Below are 24,030 nucleotides of genomic sequence, written 5' to 3'. Positions count from 1 at the left end.
CTCTAGTAGATTGCCACTATTTTATTATTTTTATTTTTTTTTAAGATTTCATAACGAATTAATACACCTTATTTATACCCTATTTCAGCATCACTAACATCATGTCCGTGTGAATATCATAGGCCAGTTGAGCTATCAGTTGCTCTCCTAACCGCCTTACAGACTAATATATGAGTGTTAATAAGATGCAATTAAATTGATAATAATATCTGTGAACCTTGTTGAGTTTTGTTAACTTCAATTCGGGCTTGGAAGGCTTCTTTCAGGTGGGGGATATGAGTTACCGTGAGAATACAGGCAAAATCCGCTGCGATCGCATTGATCGCGGCAATAAGGCGATCGCACCCTTCGTTATCTTGAGTACCAAAACCTTCATCGACAATTAATAGTTGTAATGCTGCACCTGCACGCTGCGCTAATAATTTCGCCAAAGCTAACCGAATCGCAAAATTAATTCTAAACGCTTCTCCCCCAGAATAGGTTTCATAAGCTCGCGTTCCCCTGGCATCAGCAATTAAAATATCTAAAGTATCAATCAACTTGGCATTTTTTCGAGTAGATTTGCCACTTCTTCCTGCTTTTTGGGTAACAAATTGCACGTGCAATTGATTGGCACTCAACCGCGAAAGTAGTTGATTTGTCTCAGCTTCCAATTGTGGTAACACATTTTCAATCATCAAAGCTTGGATACCATTTTTACCAAAAGCTTGCGCTAATTCTTGATAAACACGCTGTTGCTGCTGACAGTATTTTAATTGTTCCTGTTCTTGGTTGTACTGAGTTTGCAGTGTTTCTAATTGGTGTAATCTTTGTTCAATACGCCCCAAATTAGCGATTTTTTCATCAAGTTCTCGTCTGCGAATAGCTATTTGCTGTTCTAAACTATTAATTTGCTCCGTTGGGTTAGCTGTCGCTTTTAATTGCTCGACAATACTGTCAATTTGAGTTGCAAATTTTTGTTGATCTACCAATCGGCTATTATAAGAAGTTGCCAAATCTTCTAATCTTGTTTGTAGTTGGGGATATTGTTGTTGAGCAGACAATAATTGTTGATAGCGCAATTGCCAAGATTGAGACTCACGTACAGCTTGACGCAATTTATTATGTTGTTCAGAACTATAATTAAGCTCTTTAATTTCTTGAGTTAAAGCTTCTATTTGTTTAGCTGTATCTGAATCAGTTTGTTCTAACTGAATTGTGGTTTTTAATTCCTCAATACTAGCTTGTAATTCTGGTTTCCTCGCTGCTAATTGTGCCTGTTTTTTTGCAGCATCTTTAATTTGTGCTTGTTTAATTTCTGCCCATCGCCAACGCTCTACTTCACTTCTAGCTAAAGCATGGTCTTGTTCATTATAGTTTAATTTTTGCAGATATTGATCTAATTGCTGAAGTTCTGCTTGTTTATCAGGAGCATAATCACCTTGTAAAGAACGTTCTAAATGTTCTCGTTCCAGTGCAATTTTTCGTAACTGTTCTTGAACATCTGTAGTTGCTTGCAATTGTGCTGCCAATTGTCCCCGTTGTTCGCGCAAAGCATCATAACCAGCTAATTGCTGAGAAATTTCGCGGTATTCTTGCCTAAGTACCTGAATTTCTCGGTCAGAAACCGCCATTTGTTCCCGCACTACCCAAAATTGTCCTTGGGTATCTTCATACTCAAGTTGGGTTTTTTGTATCACTCGACTCCAATGATGTTCATCTAGGGGACGTTCACACAGAGGACACAAAGCATTAGGATTTTGGAGCATTTGTAATTTTTGCTCTAGTTCTCCTAGTAATTTCTCGTAGTCTCGTTGGTGAGCTTGTAACCGTTCAATAAAGTGTCGGCGTTCCTGTCCCTTTTCCTGTACCCGCTGTAAATAAACTCGCTTTTTCTCTAATTCTTCAATTTGCATACCCACATCCAGCACTGCTTGTTGCAGTTGGGGTTGACGACGATGCTGGGTTTGGAGTTGGTTTTCTGTGGCTTGCAGTTGTTCCAATCGTGCCACTAAACTAGCATGAGTGCGATCTAATTGACTTTGTAAACTTAACCGTTGCTGTAATAAAGGATTCACTTGCATTTGCAACTGATCCAAATAATTGAGATGCTCACGAGCAGCAGATAATTGAGTTAAAGCTGTTTCTACGTCCGCAGACTTGGTGAGTGTTTGTTGAATTTCTCGCTCTTGTTGTTCTAATGCTTCTAATTGAGCTTCTGCTTGTTGTAGTTGGCGTTCAATGGCTTGAATTTGTTTTGTAAGCTGCTGTTGTTGTTGTTGTCTGAAACTGGTAGCGCGAGTATGTTGTTCAAATTTAACAGCAAAAGCTTCTTCTTGGGATTGCAGACTTTGATATTGAGCGTATCCAGCTTTTATTGCTGCTTCTTGATTTAAAATAACTTGTAAATCTGCTAATTGGGATTTAACAGCTAACTGTTCTTGATGCAAGCGATCGCAATCTTGGCTAAGATTTTGATATTGTTGCCGGACAAAACTCAATTGTTGTTCCCAATTTTGGCGTTGATGTTGGACAACTTGCAAACTTTGTAGTTGAATATTATCCAAAGCTTGCTGTTGTTGGAGGTTATTCAATTGAGATTCTAACTCAACTTTTTGAGCTTTTGTTGTTTCCCGTTGTTGCAGTTGAACTTTGATATTATCTAAAGAACGTTCTAACTCCTCCAACCGGAATTTGTACTGTTTAGAATTTTCCTTAGCTCGTGCTTCTAATTGATCATATTGATTGAGTTTTAACAACTCTGCTAAAATTTCCTTGCGTTCTGTAGGACGCTTGAGCATAAATTCATCTGCTCGACCTTGACGCAAGTAAGCAGAATTAATAAAAGTTTCGTAATCGAGTTTAATATGTTGTATGATCACATCCTGGGTTGCTCGCATCCCTTTACCAGTCAGGGGACGAAAACCAGCCGGAGTTTCAATTTGAAATTCTAGGACACTAGTTGCACCGCGCAAGCGAGTACGAATGACGCGATAAGTTTGTTGGTGATTGTGGAAAGTAAAATCAACTCTAACTTCTTTTGCACCAGAATATATCACATCATCTTCAACAGTAGCGCGGCTTTCACCCCAAATAGCCCAAGTGATAGCTTCCAGAAGAGAAGATTTTCCCGCACCATTAGAACCACAAATACAAGCCGTATGCAAACCGCCAAAATCTAAAGTTGCATCACGGTAACTAAGGAAGTTTTTAAGGATCAGTTGAACTGGGATCATTGAGGCTATAGTGCCATATCTACAATTTTTATAATAAGCAGTACAGATGCACTTTTTGTTAGTTTAGCTGTCTGAATATCAGGTTTCTAGTCTTGAAGACATGAATTTTACAAAAATTTACATTCTTCTGGTAAATGAATGACATCTTTTTTGCCTCACGCAGAAATACTCCAGGCGCAAAGGAAAAAAGAGGTAGTTTTTTATGCCTTTTTCTTTTGGTATGGTTCAGTAAATGGTGTGGGGATGAAAATGTTATTCTGGGTGAGTAAGGATTAGCAGTGAGAATCAGAGTAAAAATTGTCAATCGGAGGAGAAGCAGTAACAATGATTCAAACTCTACAGAAAGAAGTCACTTTTGACGAATTTATTGCCTGGTATCCAGAAAATACAGAACACCGTTATGAGTTGCATGATGGAGTAATTGTCGAGATGCCGAAACCAAAAGGTAAACATTCTAAATTAGCAGGATTTATCATAGCTGAACTAAATTTTATCCTGAGACAATACAAATTACCCTTTTTTATTCCTAGAGAGTGTATCATCAAATCTGTAGACGGTAAATCTGGATATGAACCAGATGTGATAGTTTTAGATGAAGCTGCCCTTGTGAACGAACCTAGATGGGAAGCTGAATCAGTCATCACTCAAGGAAATTCAGTGAAGTTAATTATTGAAGTTGTCAGCACAAATTGGCGTGATGATTATTTTAGGAAATTGGGAGATTATGAAGAGTTAGGTATTCCTGAATATTGGATTTTTGATTATTTAGCTTTGGGTGGGAGAAATTTTATTGGTAGTCCTAAACAACCGACTATTTCTGTTTATGAATTGGTAGATGGAGAATATCAAGTTGCTCAATTCCGGGGAAATGAAAATTTAAAATCGCCCATATTTCCAGAGTTGAATTTGACTGTTGAGCAGATTTTTCAGCTTTGATAATTATAGTTATGTTTACTCGTTCCCATACTCTGTATGGCAATGAATTTTAAAAGGCTCTGCCTTAAATGACAGCCGAGGCAGAACCTCTGTGATAGCATTCCCAGTCTGAGACTGGGAACGAGATTGTTACAGATATCTATGCTTTAATTTTTGTTCTGATTATCAGTTTCTTCTGATTTATCTTTTAACGATTTAATAATCAAAAATAGAACCGCATCAGCAGATTTTTCTAGTACCCAAGTTAATAAAGCAGTTAATAAAATGATTGAAATAGTATCCATAAAACTTTACCGATGCCCAAATTATTGACTACATCTCTACATTGACAGGTGAGTGATTGAAATCAAGTTGCAGCAGTGCTTGAGTTTTGAGTGACTTGTGTATGAGATTGCATTGATTTCTCTTTGACAGGTTAAAATCAGTAAAATTGCTGCGCTGAAAGTTTGATTATGACTGGTCGTTCCCTATCCTGTTCTGCTGAAGGTATCCAAAAAGCAAACAAGGCTTTAATCCGCTTTTCCTTGACTCAAAAGGCATTAGCTGAAGAGTTGGGAGTATCTCGTCAACCAGTTGGTAAATTCTTTACAGGTAAACCAGTTGACCGCAATCTCTTTGTACAAATTTGCGAAAGGTTAGAACTGGAATGGGAAGAAGTCGTTACTCAAGTCAATGAACCAGAGACAGAAGCGAGTCAAGAAAACACCATTGATATAGATATCCTCGTCCAAGAAGTACGAGAAAAAATAAAACCCCTGATTCAAGAACGTTGCGGTACAATGCGGGTGCTAGATATGACACAGCCTATAGGGTTGAATGACATCTACACCAACGTCAACATTCTGGAAACCATTACTGGAAGACAACGACTAAAAATTGAGGAATTATTCCAGCAATGTACACAAGAAGATTTTTACCGCTTTGGAATGGGAAGAATTACTAAAGAAAGAGTACCTGGACTGGATGCTGTAAAGAAATATTCCAAATTGATGATTTTGGGAAAACCCGGTGCTGGTAAAACTACATTTTTGAAATATTTAGCAATTCAATGTCTTGAAGGTGTATTTCATTCTCATCTTGTGCCGATTTTTGTCACTCTCAAAAACTTTGCCGAAGCCGATAATAAACCCAGCTTATTAGAATTTATATGTGCAGAAGGGTCAATTAGATATTTCAGTTCTCAGGATGCAGAAAAATTATTAACTCAAGGGAGAATGTTGATTCTTCTTGATGGTTTAGATGAAGTAAAAGAAGAAGATAGCGACCGTATCTTAAAAGAGATAAGTGATTTTTCTAGCAATTTTCAACAAAATCAATTTGTGATGACTTGCCGCATTGCTGCTAAGGAATACACCTTTGAGAAATTCACAGAAGTAGAAGTTGCTGATTTTGATGAAGAACAAATTGCTACATTTGCAAATAACTGGTTTAAAAATAAGCCTGTCAAACCAGAGAATTTTATTAAACACATTAAAGATAATCAACCTATTCAAGAACTGGCCACAAGTCCCTTATTGCTCATCTTACTATGTTTAGCATTTGAAGAATCAGGAGATTTTCCTGCAAATCGTTCTGAGTTATACAAAGAAGGACTAGATGCACTGCTAAAAAAATGGGATGCCAAACGGGGTATTCAACGTGACCAGATTTACAAAAAGCTATCTGTGCAGCGCAAGGAAGATTTACTCAGTAAAATTGCCTTGACTACCTTTGAGCAGAGTGAATATTTCTTCAAACAGAAAGCAGCAGAAAAATACATCATTGAATATATTAGAAATTTACCAGATGCCAGTAATGACCTGGAAGCATTGCAACTGGATAGTGAAAAAATTCTCAAGTCAATTGAAGCTCAACATGGATTATTAGTAGAAAGAGCGAAAGGTATTTACTCTTTTTCCCATTTGACTTTTCATGAATATTTTACAGCTAGGGAATTTGTAGTTGTTAAACAATCATCAGATAAAGCTTTGCAAATTTTGGTTAGTCATTTTACTGAAACACGCTGGCGAGAAGTTTGTTTATTAGCGGTGGGGATGTCACCTAATGCGGATAGATTATTGCTATTAATCAAGGATAAAATTGATAGATTAGTAAGTGAAGATGAGAAGTTACAGCAGTTTTTGCAATGTGTAAAAGATAAATCTTTTTTCGTTCAGGTTTTTTATAAACCAGCAGCAGTTAGAGCTTTATATTTTGCCCTCGACCTCGACCTCTCCCTCAACCTCTCCCTCTCCCTCGACCCAGAACTCAGAAATTGTCTAGAAAAATTGAAAGAACAAATACCAGACAGAAACAAAGATCAAAAAGCTTATATAAATTGGTGGCGAACTAATGGTAAAAATTGGGCTGAAGAATTAAGAAAAATCATGATTAAATATCGCAATATTGGTCATGATTGGCAGTTTAGCACAGAACAAAAACAATTACTGGAAGAATATTATAATGCCAATAAATTTCTACTAGAATGCTTAAATAGTGATTGTTATGTTAGTCGTGATGTGCGCCAGTATATAGAGGATACTTTACTATTACCCATTGCAGAAATAAAACCCTATAACAGTAATATCGTATCCGGTTAAAGATTTACAGCGTAGAGAATATCTGAAAACTTTTCCTGTGGTATTAAACACTTGTAGATCCCCCTAAATCCCCCTTAAAAAAGGGGGACTTTGAATGGTAATATTATTCTGATGAAGTAGTTATAACGTTGTCAACCCTGTAAATATCCACATAGTCAAAAACATAATGCTTACCCAAGATAAAAAACAAATCGACTGGAAACCCATTATCAAAAAATTTATCGCTGTACTCGGTGAAAAAGGCGTAGTTAAACGCAAAGAAGAACTCCTTACCTACGAATGCGACGGTTTAACCAGCTATCGTCAAACTCCTCCAGTTGCAGTTTTACCCAGAAGCACAGAACAAGTCGCGGAAGTTGTAAAAATATGTAATCAATTTTCTGTTCCCTTCATTGCACGAGGTTCTGGTACAGGTTTATCTGGTGGCGCTTTACCAACGGAAAATTCAGTGTTAATTGTCACTTCTTTAATGCGACAAATCCTCAGCATTGATTTAGAAAATCATCTTGCAGTTGTGCAACCAGGGGTAATTAATAGTTGGGTGACACAAGCTGTCAGCGGTGCTGGTTTTTACTTTGCACCAGACCCTTCCAGTCAAATTATTTGTTCTATTGGTGGGAATATTGCCGAAAATTCCGGGGGAGTACATTGTTTAAAATACGGTGTGACTACCAATCATGTTTTGGGTTTAAAACTCGTACTTCCTGATGCTTCTATTGTAGATGTGGGAGGAAAAATTCCCGAAATGCCAGGTTATGATTTACCTGGTGTATTTGTTGGTTCAGAAGGAACTTTGGGAATTGCTACAGAAATAACTTTGAAAATTCTCAAAAGTGCTGAATCAATTTGTGTACTTTTGGCAGATTTTAATAGTGTTGAAGCTGCTGCTGCCAGTGTTTCTGATATTATCAGTGCAGGCATTATTCCTGGTGGCATGGAAATGATGGATAATATTAGTATTAACGCTGTGGAAGATGTTGTAGCTACTAATTGTTATCCCCGTGATGCAGCGGCAATTTTGTTAGTAGAAATTGATGGTTTAGATGTAGAAGTTGCCGTTAATAAACAGCGGGTAGCAGAAATTTGCCAAAAAAATGGAGCGCGGAATATTACTTCTGCTTCCGATCCAGAAACTCGATTAAAATTATGGAAAGGTAGAAAAGCTGCTTTTGCTGCTGCTGGCCATGTTAGTCCTGATTATTATGTGCAGGATGGCGTAATTCCCCGGACTCAATTACCTTATGTATTGAATGAAATCGAGGCTATCAGCCAAAAGTATGGTTATCGAATTGCCAATGTCTTTCATGCAGGGGACGGCAATCTTCATCCTTTAATTTTATTTGATAATTCTATTCCTGGAGAATTGGAAAAAGTAGAAGCAGCAGGGGGAGAAATTCTCAAGCTATGTGTGAAAGTCGGTGGTAGCATTTCCGGTGAACATGGTATTGGTGCTGATAAAAAATGCTATATGCCAGAAATGTTTAGCGAAGCTGATTTAGAAACTATGCAATGGGTAAAACAAGTTTTCAATCCTCAAGGTTTGGCTAATCCTGGTAAAATATTTCCGACACCGCGCACTTGTGGAGAAGCTGCTAAAGCCTCAACTCAGCAATTTGCAGGTGTGGAAAGATTTTGATTTGACGCTCAATTATCGGCACATTATTTTGTGCCTTTTTGATTTCTTATCGAAAAGTCCGCATATCATTACATAATCCTGACATATATAATTCAATTTTGTAGTTATATATAGTAGGAAAAAGTAAGTTCTGTAGCCAAATGAAGAGGGTGTTCCGTCGTTGTTTTTTATTCTGCCTGTGTTTAGGATTTGTTTTCAGCTTCACAGCATTTCCGATTTCTTCTACTTCTGTTTCTTATCAAAAAACTAGTTCTTTAACTACAGAAATTCGCGGTGTTTGGCTGACTAATGTTGCCAGTGGTGTGCTTTTTGTTCCTTGGGGAATCAACCGTGCTATTAATCAATTAGCATCACTAAATTTTAATACTATTTATCCAGTTGTCTGGAACAGAGGTTACACTTTTTATAAAAGTGCTGTTGCCAAAAGTGTTATCGGTGAAGACACTCAACCTTTGCTCAATTTTATGCACGGTGGAAAAGATGTTTTAGCTAAGTTGGTCAAGTTGTCAAAAACCAAAGATATCAGTATTATTCCTTGGTTTGAATATGGGTTCATGACTCCACCTAATTCTGCCTTGGCAAATTTACACCCAGAATGGTTGACAATTGGACAACAAGGTGTAGATTCTGTGAATGAAATTCTCCCCGAAGAAGTTGATGATAATGGTGTTTTTAAACGTCAACTTTGGCTAAATCCTCTCCATCCCCAGGTTCAGGAATTTATTCAAAATTTAATTTTAGAAGTTGTTAAAAATTATGATATTGATGGCATTCAAGTTGATGATCATTTTGGTATGCCAGTACAATTTGGATATGATACATATACTATTAAACTTTATCAAAAAGAACATTTAGGTCAAAATCCACCCAGTGATCCTTTTGAAACAGAATGGATGCGGTGGAGGGCAGATAAAATCACTGATTTTATGACCAGAATCAATCAATCTATTAAAGCAATTAAACCTCATGTCAAAATATCTCTTTCTCCCAATTCTCAATATTTTGCCTATAAGTATTATTTGCAAGATTGGGAAACATGGGTAAATAAAGGTTTAATAGATGAGTTGATTTTGCAAGTTTATCGAGATGATAAGGAGTCTTTTCTTGCCGAAATCAAAAAACCTGCTGTACAATTAGCTATGACTAAGATTCCTGTCAGTATTGGTATCTCGACGGGTACTACTATAAGTCCTGTGAATATTAGCAAGATTAAAGAAAAGGTGCAATTTGTGCGGGATGGAATTCACTCTAGCACAGGCGATCTCAATTTTGCAGGTTTTTCTTTTTTCTACTGGGAAAGTTTATGGGGTTACATTGCCCCTGAATCTCCCCAAAAGCGCCGTCAGGCATTTTTAGAAATGTTTTCTACCAAAGCAGTTAAACCTTTACAATTAAAAAAAATGTGATGCAATTAACGTTATTCAAACCTAAATTTAGTATTTTTACTTTTACATTAATGTGGAGTTTTGCTACTTTAATTAGTTTTTTATTAAGTTTATGTTTGATTGAAATTGGTGAAGAACCTGATGTGGGAATACTAGCAGCTGCTGTGGGTGGATTGGCGATCGCACTCCCCCAAAGTTATATACTCAGACAAACCATCTTTCCATTAGGTTGGATATTATCAACCGTCTTAGGTTGGGTACTAATTACAGTCATTGGTGTAGGTGCTGTCGGTTGGTATGTACTATCAACAGAGTTGTTACATTTGAGAATCTTATTTGCAATTATTTCTGGGGCTGTTGGTGGCTTGATGATTGGAATCGCACAATGGTGGTTAGCAATACCTTCATCAGTTAACTGGGGATGGTGTTGGATGTTCTTGAGTGCGGCCAGTTGGGCTGTGGCTTTACCCGTTGGTTCGGTTACAGGTATGTTTTTGCGCCGCTTTACAGGATTATTTTTAGGGGAAGTCGTCGGTTTAGTCATTGCTTGGCTAATTGTAGGAATCCTCACGGGAATCACAGCCTACAAATTGTTTCGGAAATGACAGCTAAATATTATCGAAAATATTAAGAATTCTAACAATTGTGAAAATTTTTCTAAATTATCATTCAGTATATGCCAGAATCTTAAAACATTATTGACAGCAACCTCAGTATACTTACAAAAGTGAGATGTATTTTCGCCTCTAATCAGCATGATTGCCTATGTCTACACCCCCTAGCTGGCTGACATTTCTGATTAGAAGTAGAGAAAAATATTAATATCAATGAATAAAATTTGAAAAACACTTTAGCTTTAGGCGCTAAGGAACTTTTGTCACCAGAATTAATACCCAGAGAGTTGGATAACAGCGCCTAGAAGAGTCAGCAATCTAAAATAGGGACTCTCATGAAAATCAATCCAGTTGAATCACTTCCCAATTTGACAAACACAGCACCCCGGCAGATATTGTTGGGTACAGAACTAGATGAAAAAAGCAGTAGTGAGCAATTTCTACTGAGTAGGTATGATTCTGTGCAGACAATGGAAATAGAAAGGGAGAGATTGTTACAAGCTATTGCTAACAGGATTCGTAAATTTGAAGATTTAGAAATAATTTTACAGCAAACAGTTAAAGAAATTCGCCATTTTCTGGAGTGCGATCGCATCCTGATTTACCGATTTGAACATGATAACTCTGCGGTAATTATAGCAGAATCAACCATTATAGCTGGCGATTCTCTACTAGGGAAAAAAATCCCAGATCCCTGTTTTGAAATCCAGCATCCAGAATGCTATGAATGTGTTTGTATTCATGAGATTGAAGATATTTATGCCGCTGGTTTACATCCTTGTCAAAGAGATTTTTTAGCCTCTATGCAGGTGCAAGCTAATCTAGTTGTGCCAATTTTATTACAACATAATAATTCATGGGGACTGTTGATTGCTCAACATTGCCAAGAAAAACGCAAATGGCAACAACAAGAAATTGATTTATGCAAACAAATAGCTTTACAAATTTGTATTGCTGTCCAGCAAGCAGAACTACAACAACAAGTAAAATATTTACAAGAACAGCTAGAATTACAAAAACAACAGCACACAAATCAGTTAAATCAGACACAGAAATTTCAGGAACTGCTCAGAAGGCTGACTGAAGAAATACGCGATAGCTTGGATGCTAATCAAGTTCTACAAACTGCTGTGAAAGAATTAGCTGAATTATTGCCACTGGAAGGATGTTACATTGAACTTTATAACCAATGTCAAACCTCAGCTACAGTTACTTACGAGTATAGCTATAGTTCTCCTCATTATCATGGATTAACTAGAAAAGTTTTAGACTTTCCCAAAATTTATCAGTCATTATTACAAAAACAAATTTTGCAATCTTTAGAAATTCAGCCTGGGTGGAATACACAAGTAAAAATTGTCTCTCAACTTGCTTGTCCAATTTTTGACGGACAGGGGACATTAGGCAATATTTGGTTAATTAAATCCACAGAAGAAAAATTTGACCAATTGGAGATATCCTTAGTCCAGGAAGTAGCTAACGAATGTGCGATCGCAATTCGGCAATCTCAACTCCAAGAAAAAACCAAAGCACAAGTAAAAGAACTAGAAAAAAGGGAACGCCACAAAAATCAATTCTTAAAAACCCTTTCCCAAGAACTTCGCACACCTATTACTAGTATAAGTCTCGCTGCTCAAACTTTAGAAAGTTTGCTCACTCCCAGCATTATTGAGAACATAGAAATAGTACCTCAACTCTTACAAATTTTAAATAACGAATGTGGACGTGAAAGCAAATTAATTAACGATTTGCTCACCCTTACTTATCTAAAAAGCGAACCCGAACCACCAACATTAATAACTATTGATCTAGAAACTTGGTTAACTCCCATTGTTGAATCTTTTCGGGATGTTGCTCATTGCCAGAAACAAAACTTAAACTTAATTATTGATGCCAAACTTCCACCTTTAGAAACTGACATTACTGATTTGGAGCGCATTATTACCGCATTACTCAACCATGCTTGTAAATATACTCCTACAGGGGAATCAATCACTATCTCTGCTAATTTGAATGCAGACACATTAGAGTTAAAAGTTTGCCATACTGGTGTAGAGATTCCTAACCATGAAATAGTGCAGGTTTTTCAGCCATTTTATCGCTTTACCAACCATGCTCCCTGGAAATCTAGTGATTCCGGACTAGAACTGGCTTTGGTGAAAGCAATGGTGAACCGTTTAAACGGTTCAATTAATATTAAAAGTGGCGATCGGCAAATCACTTTCACCATCAAATTCCTCCTTGAACCAGTTTTTTAACTGCAACACTAGCGCCACTGTTGAAAGTCTGCTATCATAGCTTCATGTGTGGGTGACTAGCTCAACGGCAGAGCATCGGACTCTTAATCCGCTGGTTCTGAGTTCGAATCTCAGGTCACCCACTAGCTTTCAGCCTTCGTCAAAAATCGTCTTGACTAAATCTTGCCTAAATTCTCCATTTATCCCCCCTCAAAACCTTTGATTTTTGGGCAAAAGTTGTAAAAATTTCTTGACTAAATTTCATAAAAATCCCTAATGACAAAAGTGATTGCATCCTCTATAACAAATAATGGCAAGTGAAAAAGAAATAAAACGTTCTAAAGGAAAGTTTGACCCGGTCAAAGAGTTAAGGTACTGGCTACCAGCAGCTTCGGAGGAACACTGCAAAAAGATAGGGGCAAAGCGCGGACTGCGATTGATTGAAACAATCGACACTGAAGCAGATGTTTTACCAATAATTTGTATTTTTGAGGGATACCCGGATGAGTGAGGCTACGCTTTTAATATCAATTACTGAACTAATCCCCATGCTGAGTGCGATCGCTAATCGTGATTGGAAAAGATTCAAGGAAGTAGAAAAACAATTCGTTGCTAAACATGGAGTGGAAGCATGGGAAGAATTTTTCGCTTTCCGTCTCAAACCAGCTTTAGATAAAGAGTCTGACCGCTGGCTATTGATTCAGTGGTGTAGCGGGGGTATTAAATCAGTCAAAACTGTGGCTTAAATGTTGGGCAAAGATAAAAACAGAACTTTTACCAAGTTTCATAACTATCAATCAGGGAGAGTAGAAATACTCTCCCTTTGCTGTTAGTGCGGTCGCTCTTTATCTGTGCCAAAATATTAGAACTTCTAATTATTAGACTCTGAACATAAAATGGCAGAACCGCTTTTAACGGACGTTTTTGGTGACGCTGCTTCCCAAACAACTTCTAATTTGTCTGTAAACAAGGCTGACTTTACAACGTTGACCCCATCTGCAACCAACACGGCTGAATCAATGGCTGTAGCCATCTTGCTTCGATGGGAACAGTCCCTTACACCTGAAGCACAGAATTCAAACCCTGATCAGAGTCTCCGTGTCGAGAGAGGAACTGAAGCAGTGGTATCTGTTTTTAACGCCGACAACACCGTCTCTCAATTTAAAGAATTTCCATTTACGATCACGCTGAGGCAACCATACGTTGCACCAACCATTGACCCAAATCAGTTCTAATATTCCCTAGCCCCCATCGTTCGGATGGGGAAAATAAATGATTGAAACATTCTCTTCTCACCATACATTTTCCCTCAGCCTTGATTACACAAGTGTTGGCGGCATAAAAACCTTGAATATACCTTCTGCCTTGGGCTACACAAGCAATGATGTAGTAACTCTGAGTGAGGCATTAGCAATTAACAGCATCAAGGCTATGTGCTGGATTGAATCTTTAGATGAAGTTCAACTCCCGGATATACAGATAACGGATAGCAGGCAGCAGCAAGCTATTAAAATAATGGAGACACAATGGAGTTCGCCGAGGAAGCAGCTAGATTTGTTTTTGATAAAAAATAACAGTAACAGTCTTATTTCTTCGACTGCCGTCATTAACAGTTCTGGATTTCAATACACGCAGTTTGATTTATTGGAATCCCTAGACCCAGATAATAAATATTTTATCCTTGGGAATGACACGGATTTAGCCGTTCAGATACAAGATGCTGGTTACGGCTTGTTGACTGGAGATGACAAAATAAACATTATTGTAACAGTTGAAAAAAAAACAACAGTTTTATATAAGACATCAGCAATAGTAATCCCTCCCACAAATCAAAATCAAGCACCAACTAATATAACCCTTTCTAATAATAGTATTGACGAAAACGTACCACCGGGAACTAATATAGGAAGCCTAAGTAATACTGGTGGGACTGGCGCTACCACTTATGTTTATAGCTTTGTTGATGGGATTGGAGGCGAAGATAATTCACAATTTACTATTTCAGGGAATAATTTGATGATTAATTCATCTCCTGATTATGAATTAAAATCCAGCTACAACATCAAAGTTAAAGTAACCGACAACAATAATTTATCGTTTACAAAAGCATTTACTATTTTGGTGACAGATATTCAAGAACAAGTTACTCCTAGCTATATTAACCTTTATGCCAACAACGAGAATATTCTTAACACTCCTACGGCTTCAGTAGATGCAAGTTTAACCATTAACGGTGTTACGGCATCTAATAATTTATTAGTATTTGACAGTAGTTCAAGTATTGTTTTATTGAACAACGCTACTTATGACTTAAACCAGAATTTTGAATTTACCTGGTTCATGAATGTGACTGACTTTTATGAAAATCATTACATTTTTGACACCAGGGGAGCATCGGGTATTGGCTCTCCGGTAATTTATCTCGATTCGGATGGATTAATAAATCTTTATTCCGGTGGTTTCACGTTACAGGTGCAACCAACGGCAATAAATAATGTTGAATGTAGCTTTAAAAGAATTGATGGTGTTGCAACTTTAAAAATTGGATCAGATGAAATTAGTGGAAACACAGGAATTGCTATGGCTACCGCTCAAATCACAATAGGGCAATCTTATCTTGGTAGCGGTGGTTTTGTGGGAGAAATCAACAATTTCAAACTATATATATGGTAAAGCCCTCTAGACCAACTTTTGAGACATCTTCAAAAGCAAGAAATATAACAAATAAATTATTAAATCCTGTACCTGTCCAGCCGGATTTAATACCATTGGGCAATAATTTTTATGCGACTCCACCGACACCGCAAGAGCCGAATTATGATGACCCTTTTAGTGATTCACCGATTGGGATTGATATTGAATTTGTTAATGATGGCTGTAATATCGGTATTCAGCTAACAGGTTCTTTGGCATTCTTTAAACTTCCGTCCTTCCAGCTTATCTGGAGAAATCCAGCCTGCACACCCAGGAAAGACCCATTTAAAATGCCAGATGTACATACCATGCCATCAACAACTGATATTTACTTCAGGCTGAAATATCAGCCTTATTATGCATCTTGTTGGGAGGAGTATCTTGGAGATGATAAATATTTTGAAGATAAAGGTTCTTTGAATATACAGATACTATCTATTACTGGGTCAGTGGATAGTATCTATATTGATAATCTTGGGATAACCTATCTCTGGTCCGGAGAGGTAATCTACAAAGCTAAACGTACAGTACATCAGCAACTGTTTGGTGACCCTCCGACAATTTGGTATCGCAATAGAGATGAAACTTTTAGCGGAATTTACAAGGCTTATTACGCATCCGGTTGGAATCGAAATCTTGCCAATAATTTTAGTGAAGTATTGGATGGAGATGATGATGCTGGGCTACGTTATCTGGCCAATAATTTCATATTTACTTACAGTATTAGTGGCGCACGGAAAATATCTGTTGTAGACTATGACAAGAAATATATTCCTTTACCTTATTCCTCTTCAAATACTTATTTTTCTTCAAAAAGGGCATACGGAGAAACCTATATTGATGTTAGTGACGGGACTTTAGATTTATCCGACATCCCCGACAATAATTATGATGTTGAATATAAGTGCGATGTACCTTTACCTTTAGCTCCACCACCACGCCCTATGAAAGATTGCTGTTACGAAACCAAGCAAATAATGTATGCCAATCAATCGGATTTATTGGCAAGAATTCAAAATCTAGAAATAAAAAATTCTCAGTTAGAAATTAAAAATTCTCAGTTAGAGCAGGATAAATTGGCTATAGAAAATTACATTAATCAATTAGACCAAGCGGGCAAGGAAATTCTCAGCTCAATTACAAGATTAAACATAGTGTTTGATATAGTTGGAATTTTTATTAATAACTTATTCAAGCTATTGTTTAGAAGGTAAACGTATGAGTGTTCCTGGTAGACCTTCATTTGGTGATATCCCCAACAGATTCAATCAAGGGATAGACAATTTACAGAGGCGGTTTGGGTGGCAGCCTGAATATGACAAAGGCAACCCCAATGCCATGATCCAAAGGCAGATTGATGAAATAAAAAAGCAAATTATAGATATCAACAAAAAAATTGAAGCACAAAATAGAAGGATACAAATAGTAGAATTCAAGATGGATTCAACCCAGCAGGAAGTTAACATTTTAAAAATGGATGTTGGCAAGATATGGAATGACTTAAAGGCAAAAGCAATAGCTATCGCTCAAATAAAAATAGAACTTGCAACACTAAAAGCAATAGTAGGTAGTTTCATCAAAGGATTGCCAGCTTTAGTCCAAAGCATTATTTGGAGCATAATTTTAAGTGCTGCTTTTAATACTTTACTTGATGGAGTTATTGGACGCTTTATTTCAAAAACAGGACAAGATGCTTGGAATATGGCGCTTAAAGCTCTAGGATTGGCACGGAAAGCAGCCGATGATGCACGTGCAGCAGCCACTATCGCAGTAAAAGCAGAAGGTAAAGCTGATAAAGCGTTAGGAGACATTGAGTGGGTTACACAGACCGCTCTATCAGCTATGAAGCGGCTGGAGAATTTAATTAATAGTGAAATTAAATTTTTAACCGATTCAACTCGTGATGCTTTATTAAGGTTGCAGGGAAGGATAGAAGGTTTAGAAAAAATCATTCCTGGACTGAAATCTAGTATTAACACTTTGCAAGGCAAGTTAAACGAACTTGCAACATCGTTAAAAACTCAGTTTAAGGAGTTGACAACAACAGTCGAGAAATTAAAAACTGATGTTTTCAAGGAACTAGGAAAGTTAAAACCATTAGTCAATAAAATCCCAGAAATGCTGGGTAAAATTGCAGAATTCGCTATTCAAGTAGGTGCAATTTGGTTAGCAATCAACGCGATTAAGGCAATAATAGGTAGACTCAAACCTGGAGGAAATGTGGTAACAAACAATTATTACACGACCAATAATTACACACAGCCAGACCTGGCATTACTCAAGAAAATTGATGCTACTACTACTACTAATTTAGGAGTTAGCAATGCTACTTATGGTCTAAATCAAACCATGAATGCCAAGCTGGGCGACCAAATATTTGGTAAAGGTGGTAAAGCCATCGGCATTGGTGGAAAGCTCGTCTCCGGGTTCAACTGGCTTCTCGTAGACCGGGCTATGAACCTATTAACATTAGGAGTCACAATCCATAATGCCGCAATGCTTTCTCAGTCGGTTGTGACTACGCTCACTCAGGCTATGCAGAACGTGGTTGACCTGATAGGAGTAAAGGATGATCAAGACAACCCGGTAGAGCTATCGACACTTATCAATAACTCTATCACTGGTGCTATTCAGTTCGTCGTAGGCAAGGAAAATTACGACTACTGGATAAAACAGTGGAATTATTACAACAGAATTTATCAAGCAACTGCAAATCTATTCAGTAGCTTATTGTCGATGGGAGACACCATCGTAAATGCACTAAATACTATTAGTGGTCAAAATGCCAAGGTGGCTAATGCTCTCAGATTGTGGGGAGTAGTAGGAGAAAAAGCCTATGGATGGTTCAATCCCAGTCCGAATTTCAACAATCCAATGCTAACTAAATTGCAAAGTTTGCAGGACACAGCCAGCACTGTTGAGCAGGTTTCCCAAGAGCCTTTAAACGTAAAGAGTGCAAAAGAACAACTAGAATCTGAATCGGCTACTCTAGCTGATACCCTGGCTCAAAAGCCAAATGGCAGGCAGGGTAAAGAAATTCCAGAAGCTGAAAAAGAGAAAGAAGAGTTTGACGCTGGTAAAGATGCGTCCAAAGGAAAAGACGTTGACCCGGTAGATAAATTGGAGGCAGATTAACAATGGGACTACCTCAGAATTATAAAAAATGGCAACATTTGATGGATATGATCAAGCGTGACCAGAACAAATTGTTGCAAAAATATTTCAAGGATCTAGGACCGAATTGGGAGCCGGAAATAACTACTAATCGAGGTGCGATTCGTACTGCTTGCACCATCCAAGATGACGATTCCGCAGTCATAGTTATTATTCGTTTATTTTATTTTTATATAGTTTTAGGATACGCATTTCGGGGACTTGCCCCAGTATTTGGGATTCCGTCCAGGCAGTTCCAAGAAAGTTACGAATTGCATCCCCAAATATTTTTATATTTTTCACAGGACCGGGCATCAGTGCCAGATGGGTTACGTCCGGTGGAAGCTACCATCAGTTTTCGGGTCAAAGCTTATACGAAAGAAAACATGACCCCGGATAAGGCTACCCCTTTTGCTAATCGTATTTTTAGCGAATTCGTTGACAGCAACAAGGGAATTGTTTTCACGAAGGGCAAAGAAATTACTACTTATGTTGATGTCGAGCATGGGCTGAAATGCTTACAAATCTTTGCGATGAATCAGGCGGAAGGCGTGGACGTTATCAAAAAGATCCTTGCAGTTCTGCTGCTGCCCTACGATGAAAAAGCTGTCGGTTTGTCCGACAAGCCCAAAAAAGCCTCAATAACCAAGCCCATCGGGACTGAGATGGTTTATGGGAAAGCAGTCCCCAAGAAACGATGGAGGCCAATTGCTAAGGTGCGGTTCCGGTACGCCTATATGGTGCTTGACAATCGAGAATATCCAATAATGCTGGTGGACACTACGGGGCGATACTGGGACGCTATCAAGAAAACATCATAGAAGGTTGAATCTAGTTTCAAAAGCGGGAACATCTATAAGGTTTCGTCAGGTAAGAAACATATAATCCAGTGTCATGATTGAACCAATCGAGGGATTTCAAATATGGCAGCAACAACGAAAAAAAGAACACCATATCGCCTCAACATTGGGGCAACAGGAGTAGTCTATATCAAGGCGGTAAAGAACGCAGTTAAAGATATTGCTACTGAACTTGGATACACCGAAGATACAGATGGTGTGCCACCGGATGGTAAGGTTTTGGCAGGAGAAGGTCGAGAAGAAGCCCTGAAAGCAGGATGCTTTCCTTTGTCCCTTTACTACAAAAAAGGTCAAAATACACAGCGTGCCGTGGTTCTGGTTAGCCCTGAAAAGGCGGACACAGCAGCGAAAGAGCTATTAGGTAAAAAGTACAATGGATACGCCATTTCAAAAGTAAGACCTGTTGCACGCAGAAAAATCGTAATCGGCTAATTTCAACTTTTGATATTTAAGGAATCGAAATAATGTACATCGTCGTTGCGTTAGATGACACTGGAACCATCTCCGGGTATTGGGACGGAACTATTTTTCAGTCCGAGATTGACAACTCAGACACCTACGATACTATTACCGATGCCAGATTTGCTCAAGGTTCGATCCAAACTCAAGATACTAGTTTTGATGTTCAGTACCGTGAAGCTACTGTCAACATTGCTTTAGTTCCATAATTTCTTATGTGGAAGCTGGTCTACCAACGCGCTTTTTTTAATTTGCTGGTAGACCCCAAGCCGAAAATTATAATTACTCACTCTTTTACCAACAGAAGAATAGCCGTAGGGTTGGAGATAAAAGGCGAAGACTGGGAACATTTAGGGTTTCTTATCCCTCACATGAATACACCTGCGGGGAGGTTTGACGGACGCTGGTATAGGTTGTGGCAGGGGACAAAAATGTTCACTCTCCCAAAGGAAGAACTAAAAGGCTGTTTGTTGGAAGTCAAGCCAAGAAATTATATTGATTCTCTTTCGGTTAAGGTCTACCAATCTTTTCTACAAGATGAATTTTCTATATAGCGGACTAAATGTCTATCACTCAATCTCAGCTTGAATTTTTTTTACAAATAGCAGCGGTTCTGACTATCTTTTATCGAGCCGCTAAATTTGAAGCACAAATCCACGCACTGATAAAAGGCTTGGAACATGAGTTAACCCTTCACAAGAACCAGCACGAACTACTCGATTACCAGTTAGCTGAAATAAAGAGTAAATTAGATGACCACCATGAATTATTAAAAAATAACAACTGCCTGAAGCGGTCAACTGATTAAACTATCAAACAATGACAACTGACCATCTACAACTCCATCTGGATTAGTAGGTGGTTTTACCTTTCATCAAATGGGTAAGCTGCATCAATAGCCTTTTTCAGTTTGGCCCGAGCGCAATTTTCAGGCAGTTGTGCGATCGCTCTTTGGATAGCCGCACGGGCGGCTAATCTCCAGGGACTAGTCATGGGGCATCACCTCAAACTCTCCGACAGAGGCATGGTATCTCATTCCATCTGGAGCATCAAGGAGGAAAAAGTGTCTGTGGGATGCCCGGTTAGGCACGCGGAAAATCTTGCAATCGTTCACCCATTCCCCGTCTTTTTGAATGCGGAATAGTTGTTTACTCGCTCGTTTCTGCCATTGGCGCTGTGCGGCTTCTTCCAGTGCTGCTAATTTTTTAGATTTTTGAGCCAATTTTTCAACGGACTTTCTATCAGTGATGCACTTGACTACTTCTACTGCTCGTCCCCAATCACACTCAAAAAGCAGGTGAAATTGTGATTGTCCTGTAGCTTCAATCTTTGCAAATGGGGTGGCTACAATCATGCAGTCGCCATACAGCGTCTCGGAATGGAACTTATACGGCTCTACTGGAAAATTCCGATAGTAGTCATCTGCTGGTGGAGGGGCAAATTTATCAACAGGTGCTGTTTCCTGTGGGTGTACTGGTTCTGCGCTAGATTCCGAATTAATTGTTGATTCTTGATCAACAACAGAAGATGATGAATTTTTTGCGCTGGTTTCTGGGGTTGGTTCACCACTACCGCTAGAAGTATTGTCCTGCAAGGTGTTGAGGTTCACCACTGGTTCACCACTTTGTTCACCACTACGTAGACCACTTTTTTCTTCGCTGTCCGATTTTTGACGCAAAGTCATATCAAAACTCGGAATATGGTCATCAAAACCATCTACCCGTAACCTGACACCCTTCAAATATGACCCTTTGTTTGAATCAATTTTTTCAACGTGCCAGCCCCAAATAGTTGAAAGCATTTCTCTGAAGTTGGGTGAGAAGTGGTTAGCACCTAATGGGTTATTCCCCGCCTTCTGGCAGAAGTTAGCGTAACTACCGTAAAAAGTTGTAGCTTCTCTCCCATCACCGCATTCATTCTTGTTATTCCCCATGAATGTTGTAGCTAGTGGGTCAAATACGACATGATAATTAGCCCAATGAGCTATGGGGTCAGTCCTCATTCTGGCTTCCCAAGAATCAAGTAAATTATCGTGTCCTTTACCTGTTAAAACTGCTGTTACTTCCTCGTCAGGAATAGTTAATAGGTAAGCGGTGAATGCTGATAATTCAGGTGCAAATAATGGTTCTAAGTGTTTAACAACAGGTACTGCATTGTTAAATAAAACCAATAATTCACGACGGCGAACCGCGTTAAGAGTTTGACCAGAGAAGGCGTAAATATTCCCTGCCATTAATGTCATTCCCGTATAGGGAAAATCATCTTTTGCATCTTTACCTTTTCTCTCAAACCTCAACAAATCTTCCCCGGTGAGACTTAAAAACTTACCAATGTCATCGTAATAAGGTATCTGTTCAGGAAATACTACTAATCGTTTACGGTATGCTCTAGCCTGTTCAAAGTTGTTAGTATTCCAGGTTTTTAAATCGGTAGATACTATGTTACTTTTTCCAATCAAGGAAGTTAGTAATCTGATAAAAGTTCCTTTCCCAGAACCAGGTCTACCAAGTATATACAAGAATTTTTGTAGGTCGTGCCTACCTTTTAAAACTGCGTTGCAGTAGCAAAGTAATATTCTCTTGGCTTGTTTATCTCCACAGGTTGCATCGTCAAGAAATTGGCGAATATTATCCCATCCCCCATCATGTTTGTAGGTGCGTGGTAATTGCCAAGTTAGTTTGTAATGGGGTGAATGTGGCTGTAGTAACCCTGTGGCTATTTCTAACACTCCATCTTCAAAGGGTAAATATTGTGTGGCTTCTGGTTCTTCCCATTTTAGAGTGAAAAGCTCACTTCTCAGTAGTTTAACAACACCACTGAGAAATGAACTACTGAAGCATTCAAACCCTTCTGACAGTACGGCTCTATAAATCAATGCTTCTATTGTTTCATCACTAATTTCAACCCAAACACCGATTGTTTCTAAGCTGTAGTACATCCATGCTTTCTTCTCACAATTGAAGGCTAAAACATTTTGAAATTTTTTAGCCATCATCAAGGCTATTTCTGATTGTATTGGTGTTTTGCGTTTCTCTGATCCAGTATCTTCATAACCACCTGTTGTTTTTTGTTTGGATGCACGCATCAAGGCGTTGGCGTAGGCTAAATCAAATGCACCTGACCCCTGATTCACAATCAAATCATCAACGCCTTTTCCCTGTTCAGGATTCCAGGAAATGTCATCAATACAAACTACAGATTGTTCACTGAGGATAGCTTCCAATCGTTTTTTGGAGGCGTTAACTTTTCGTTTGGTGGAGAGTTTGGAATCTCGGTCAAGGGCAAATAACCAGGTTGAGCCGTCCTTGTTGAATCTAGCCAAATCAGGGATGGGGATTTCTTTACCTCCGCAGGAACAGCCATACATGGACAAACCAGCGTACCCATTAGATAGAAGACTCAAACCCTTTTTGCCTCCCTCGGTGGGAATGCGGGGGATTTTAGCTGTCTCCAGCCATTCCCAGAAGCTTCCCTCCAGGGGAATTTCCACACCGTAGCGTTGAGCTATTTTCTGTCTGATGGTTTTGGGGACAGGTGGCAAGTAAACCCTGTCCCCATTGCCTGTGGGTGCTAGGTAGCTGTAGGGTTTATCTTTTGAATGATCTGGTATTGATACAATAGCTTGCCAGTCAGAACCATCTTCATTTTTCAGGAAGGCCGCAAATAGTGGACGTTTTTTCTTCCAGGAACGTTTGTAAGCTGACCAGTTAAGCCGAGTGTGGATAGGGGTTTCAATGTCTCCCCCAAGGGTAAATTCCTGTTCTGAGACGAACTCAATGCATTCAGCGAATAATTCAGGAGCTATACCGCTGCCGTTGATAAAATTGTCTTTAACAAATGATTTAAATTCTTGTATTGATTGGAAATAATTATCTGTTTTTTCTTCCTGGACACCCTGTACTTGTTGCGTTTCGGGTTTTTCAAGTGTTATAATATCTGAAGAATTAATGTTTTCAATTCCGGGAAAAGTAGTAATTTTCTCGGTTTTTTCTTTCCTTGCCATAATTATACTCTCTTACTTGGGTAAACAACCTTGGTTTTGTCTCGGTGGTGAACCGGTGGTGAACCTAGTGGCGAACGAAGTGGTGAACGATTTTTTCCGCGAAACCCTTGCAGGATGGTTGCTTTGGGAATAGTGGTGAACGGAGTCTGAATACTAGTGCAAAAAATTTATTTTTTTCTTCTTTGATCAGAATGGAATATCATCCGGGTCGGGTTCCTGATCAGGGGGCTGGTCGCTGAGATGAACCTCTGGTACAGGT

The 24,030-nt window shown here is 38.6% G+C and carries 21 protein-coding genes and 1 tRNA gene; 18 read left to right on the top strand and 4 right to left on the bottom strand.

Features of this window, described 5'->3' with window-relative positions:
* Positions 1 to 191 precede the first annotated feature (191 nt).
* On the bottom strand, positions 192 to 3,215 hold the full coding sequence (gene sbcC, locus A0J48_RS07110; protein ID WP_200321646.1) for an exonuclease subunit SbcC: 3,024 nt from the start codon (positions 3,213 to 3,215) through the stop codon (positions 192 to 194).
* Between the two features lie 324 nt (positions 3,216 to 3,539).
* On the opposite strand from sbcC, the gene A0J48_RS07105 reads away from it, so the two are divergent.
* Positions 3,540 to 4,151, top strand: coding sequence for a Uma2 family endonuclease (locus tag A0J48_RS07105; RefSeq protein WP_200321644.1), 612 nt, complete (start codon positions 3,540 to 3,542; stop codon positions 4,149 to 4,151).
* A gap of 146 nt (positions 4,152 to 4,297) precedes the next feature.
* Here A0J48_RS07105 and A0J48_RS07100 read toward each other — a convergent pair whose 3' ends face one another.
* Positions 4,298 to 4,435 (bottom strand): hypothetical protein, encoded by a 138-nt coding sequence (locus tag A0J48_RS07100; protein WP_200321642.1) that lies wholly within the window; start codon positions 4,433 to 4,435, stop codon positions 4,298 to 4,300.
* Between the two features lie 168 nt (positions 4,436 to 4,603).
* Between A0J48_RS07100 and A0J48_RS07095 the strand changes: the two genes are divergently transcribed.
* The 17 genes from A0J48_RS07095 (at position 4,604) to A0J48_RS07015 (ending at position 20,576) form a co-directional block, all read left to right on the top strand.
* Entirely contained in the window at positions 4,604 to 6,730 is a 2,127-nt protein-coding gene (locus A0J48_RS07095; protein ID WP_200321641.1) for an NACHT domain-containing protein, read from the top strand.
* A 166-nt stretch (positions 6,731 to 6,896) separates the two neighbouring features.
* A complete protein-coding gene (glcD, locus tag A0J48_RS07090) occupies positions 6,897 to 8,366 on the top strand; it encodes a glycolate oxidase subunit GlcD (RefSeq protein WP_200321639.1) in 1,470 nt (489 codons plus the stop codon).
* A gap of 140 nt (positions 8,367 to 8,506) precedes the next feature.
* Entirely contained in the window at positions 8,507 to 9,772 is a 1,266-nt protein-coding gene (locus tag A0J48_RS07085; RefSeq protein ID WP_200321637.1) for a glycoside hydrolase family 10 protein, read from the top strand.
* On the top strand, positions 9,772 to 10,356 hold the full coding sequence (locus tag A0J48_RS07080) for a hypothetical protein (RefSeq protein WP_200321635.1): 585 nt from the start codon (positions 9,772 to 9,774) through the stop codon (positions 10,354 to 10,356). Before A0J48_RS07085 ends, A0J48_RS07080 begins: the two co-directional genes overlap by 1 nt.
* 344 nt (positions 10,357 to 10,700) lie before the next feature.
* A complete protein-coding gene (locus A0J48_RS07075) occupies positions 10,701 to 12,623 on the top strand; it encodes a sensor histidine kinase (protein WP_200321633.1) in 1,923 nt (640 codons plus the stop codon).
* 50 nt (positions 12,624 to 12,673) lie between these two features.
* Positions 12,674 to 12,745, top strand: a tRNA-Lys gene (locus tag A0J48_RS07070).
* Positions 12,746 to 12,912: 167 nt separating this feature from the next.
* The gene (locus A0J48_RS07065; RefSeq protein ID WP_200321626.1) at positions 12,913 to 13,113 is read left to right on the top strand and encodes a hypothetical protein; all 201 of its coding nucleotides are present in this window, start codon (positions 12,913 to 12,915) and stop codon (positions 13,111 to 13,113) included.
* On the top strand, positions 13,106 to 13,348 hold the full coding sequence (locus tag A0J48_RS07060; RefSeq protein ID WP_200321624.1) for a hypothetical protein: 243 nt from the start codon (positions 13,106 to 13,108) through the stop codon (positions 13,346 to 13,348). Before A0J48_RS07065 ends, A0J48_RS07060 begins: the two co-directional genes overlap by 8 nt.
* Before the next feature lie 150 nt (positions 13,349 to 13,498).
* Entirely contained in the window at positions 13,499 to 13,837 is a 339-nt protein-coding gene (locus A0J48_RS07055; protein ID WP_200321622.1) for a hypothetical protein, read from the top strand.
* A gap of 37 nt (positions 13,838 to 13,874) precedes the next feature.
* Positions 13,875 to 15,275 carry a cadherin repeat domain-containing protein gene (locus A0J48_RS07050; protein ID WP_200321620.1) on the top strand — a complete coding sequence of 467 codons (1,401 nt, stop codon included), beginning with the start codon at positions 13,875 to 13,877 and terminating at the stop codon, positions 15,273 to 15,275.
* On the top strand, positions 15,269 to 16,510 hold the full coding sequence (locus A0J48_RS07045) for a hypothetical protein (protein WP_200321618.1): 1,242 nt from the start codon (positions 15,269 to 15,271) through the stop codon (positions 16,508 to 16,510). The genes A0J48_RS07050 and A0J48_RS07045 overlap by 7 nt, the downstream gene beginning before the upstream one ends.
* A complete protein-coding gene (locus tag A0J48_RS07040) occupies positions 16,464 to 18,431 on the top strand; it encodes a coiled-coil domain-containing protein (protein WP_200321616.1) in 1,968 nt (655 codons plus the stop codon). The genes A0J48_RS07045 and A0J48_RS07040 overlap by 47 nt, the downstream gene beginning before the upstream one ends.
* 2 nt (positions 18,432 to 18,433) lie before the next feature.
* Complete coding sequence (locus tag A0J48_RS07035) at positions 18,434 to 19,270, top strand: hypothetical protein (RefSeq protein WP_200321614.1); 837 nt, start codon at positions 18,434 to 18,436, stop codon at positions 19,268 to 19,270.
* A gap of 102 nt (positions 19,271 to 19,372) precedes the next feature.
* Positions 19,373 to 19,741 carry a hypothetical protein gene (locus A0J48_RS07030; protein WP_200321612.1) on the top strand — a complete coding sequence of 123 codons (369 nt, stop codon included), beginning with the start codon at positions 19,373 to 19,375 and terminating at the stop codon, positions 19,739 to 19,741.
* Positions 19,742 to 19,773: 32 nt separating this feature from the next.
* Positions 19,774 to 19,977: a hypothetical protein gene (locus A0J48_RS07025; protein ID WP_200321610.1), complete on the top strand. Its 204-nt coding sequence runs from the start codon at positions 19,774 to 19,776 to the stop codon at positions 19,975 to 19,977.
* A gap of 6 nt (positions 19,978 to 19,983) precedes the next feature.
* Positions 19,984 to 20,322: a hypothetical protein gene (locus A0J48_RS07020; protein WP_200321608.1), complete on the top strand. Its 339-nt coding sequence runs from the start codon at positions 19,984 to 19,986 to the stop codon at positions 20,320 to 20,322.
* An 8-nt stretch (positions 20,323 to 20,330) separates the two neighbouring features.
* On the top strand, positions 20,331 to 20,576 hold the full coding sequence (locus tag A0J48_RS07015) for a hypothetical protein (protein ID WP_200321606.1): 246 nt from the start codon (positions 20,331 to 20,333) through the stop codon (positions 20,574 to 20,576).
* A 56-nt stretch (positions 20,577 to 20,632) separates the two neighbouring features.
* Here A0J48_RS07015 and A0J48_RS27395 read toward each other — a convergent pair whose 3' ends face one another.
* On the bottom strand, positions 20,633 to 20,761 hold the full coding sequence (locus tag A0J48_RS27395; RefSeq protein WP_267910289.1) for a hypothetical protein: 129 nt from the start codon (positions 20,759 to 20,761) through the stop codon (positions 20,633 to 20,635).
* Positions 20,754 to 23,771 (bottom strand): DUF3854 domain-containing protein, encoded by a 3,018-nt coding sequence (locus A0J48_RS07010; RefSeq protein WP_200321604.1) that lies wholly within the window; start codon positions 23,769 to 23,771, stop codon positions 20,754 to 20,756. The genes A0J48_RS27395 and A0J48_RS07010 overlap by 8 nt, the downstream gene beginning before the upstream one ends.
* Between the last annotated feature and the right edge of the window lie 259 nt (positions 23,772 to 24,030).

This window comes from Sphaerospermopsis aphanizomenoides BCCUSP55 (assembly GCF_001586785.1).
GTDB lineage: Bacteria > Cyanobacteriota > Cyanobacteriia > Cyanobacteriales > Nostocaceae > Sphaerospermopsis_A > Sphaerospermopsis_A aphanizomenoides_A.
This window is presented reverse-complemented; position numbering and strand designations above follow the sequence as displayed.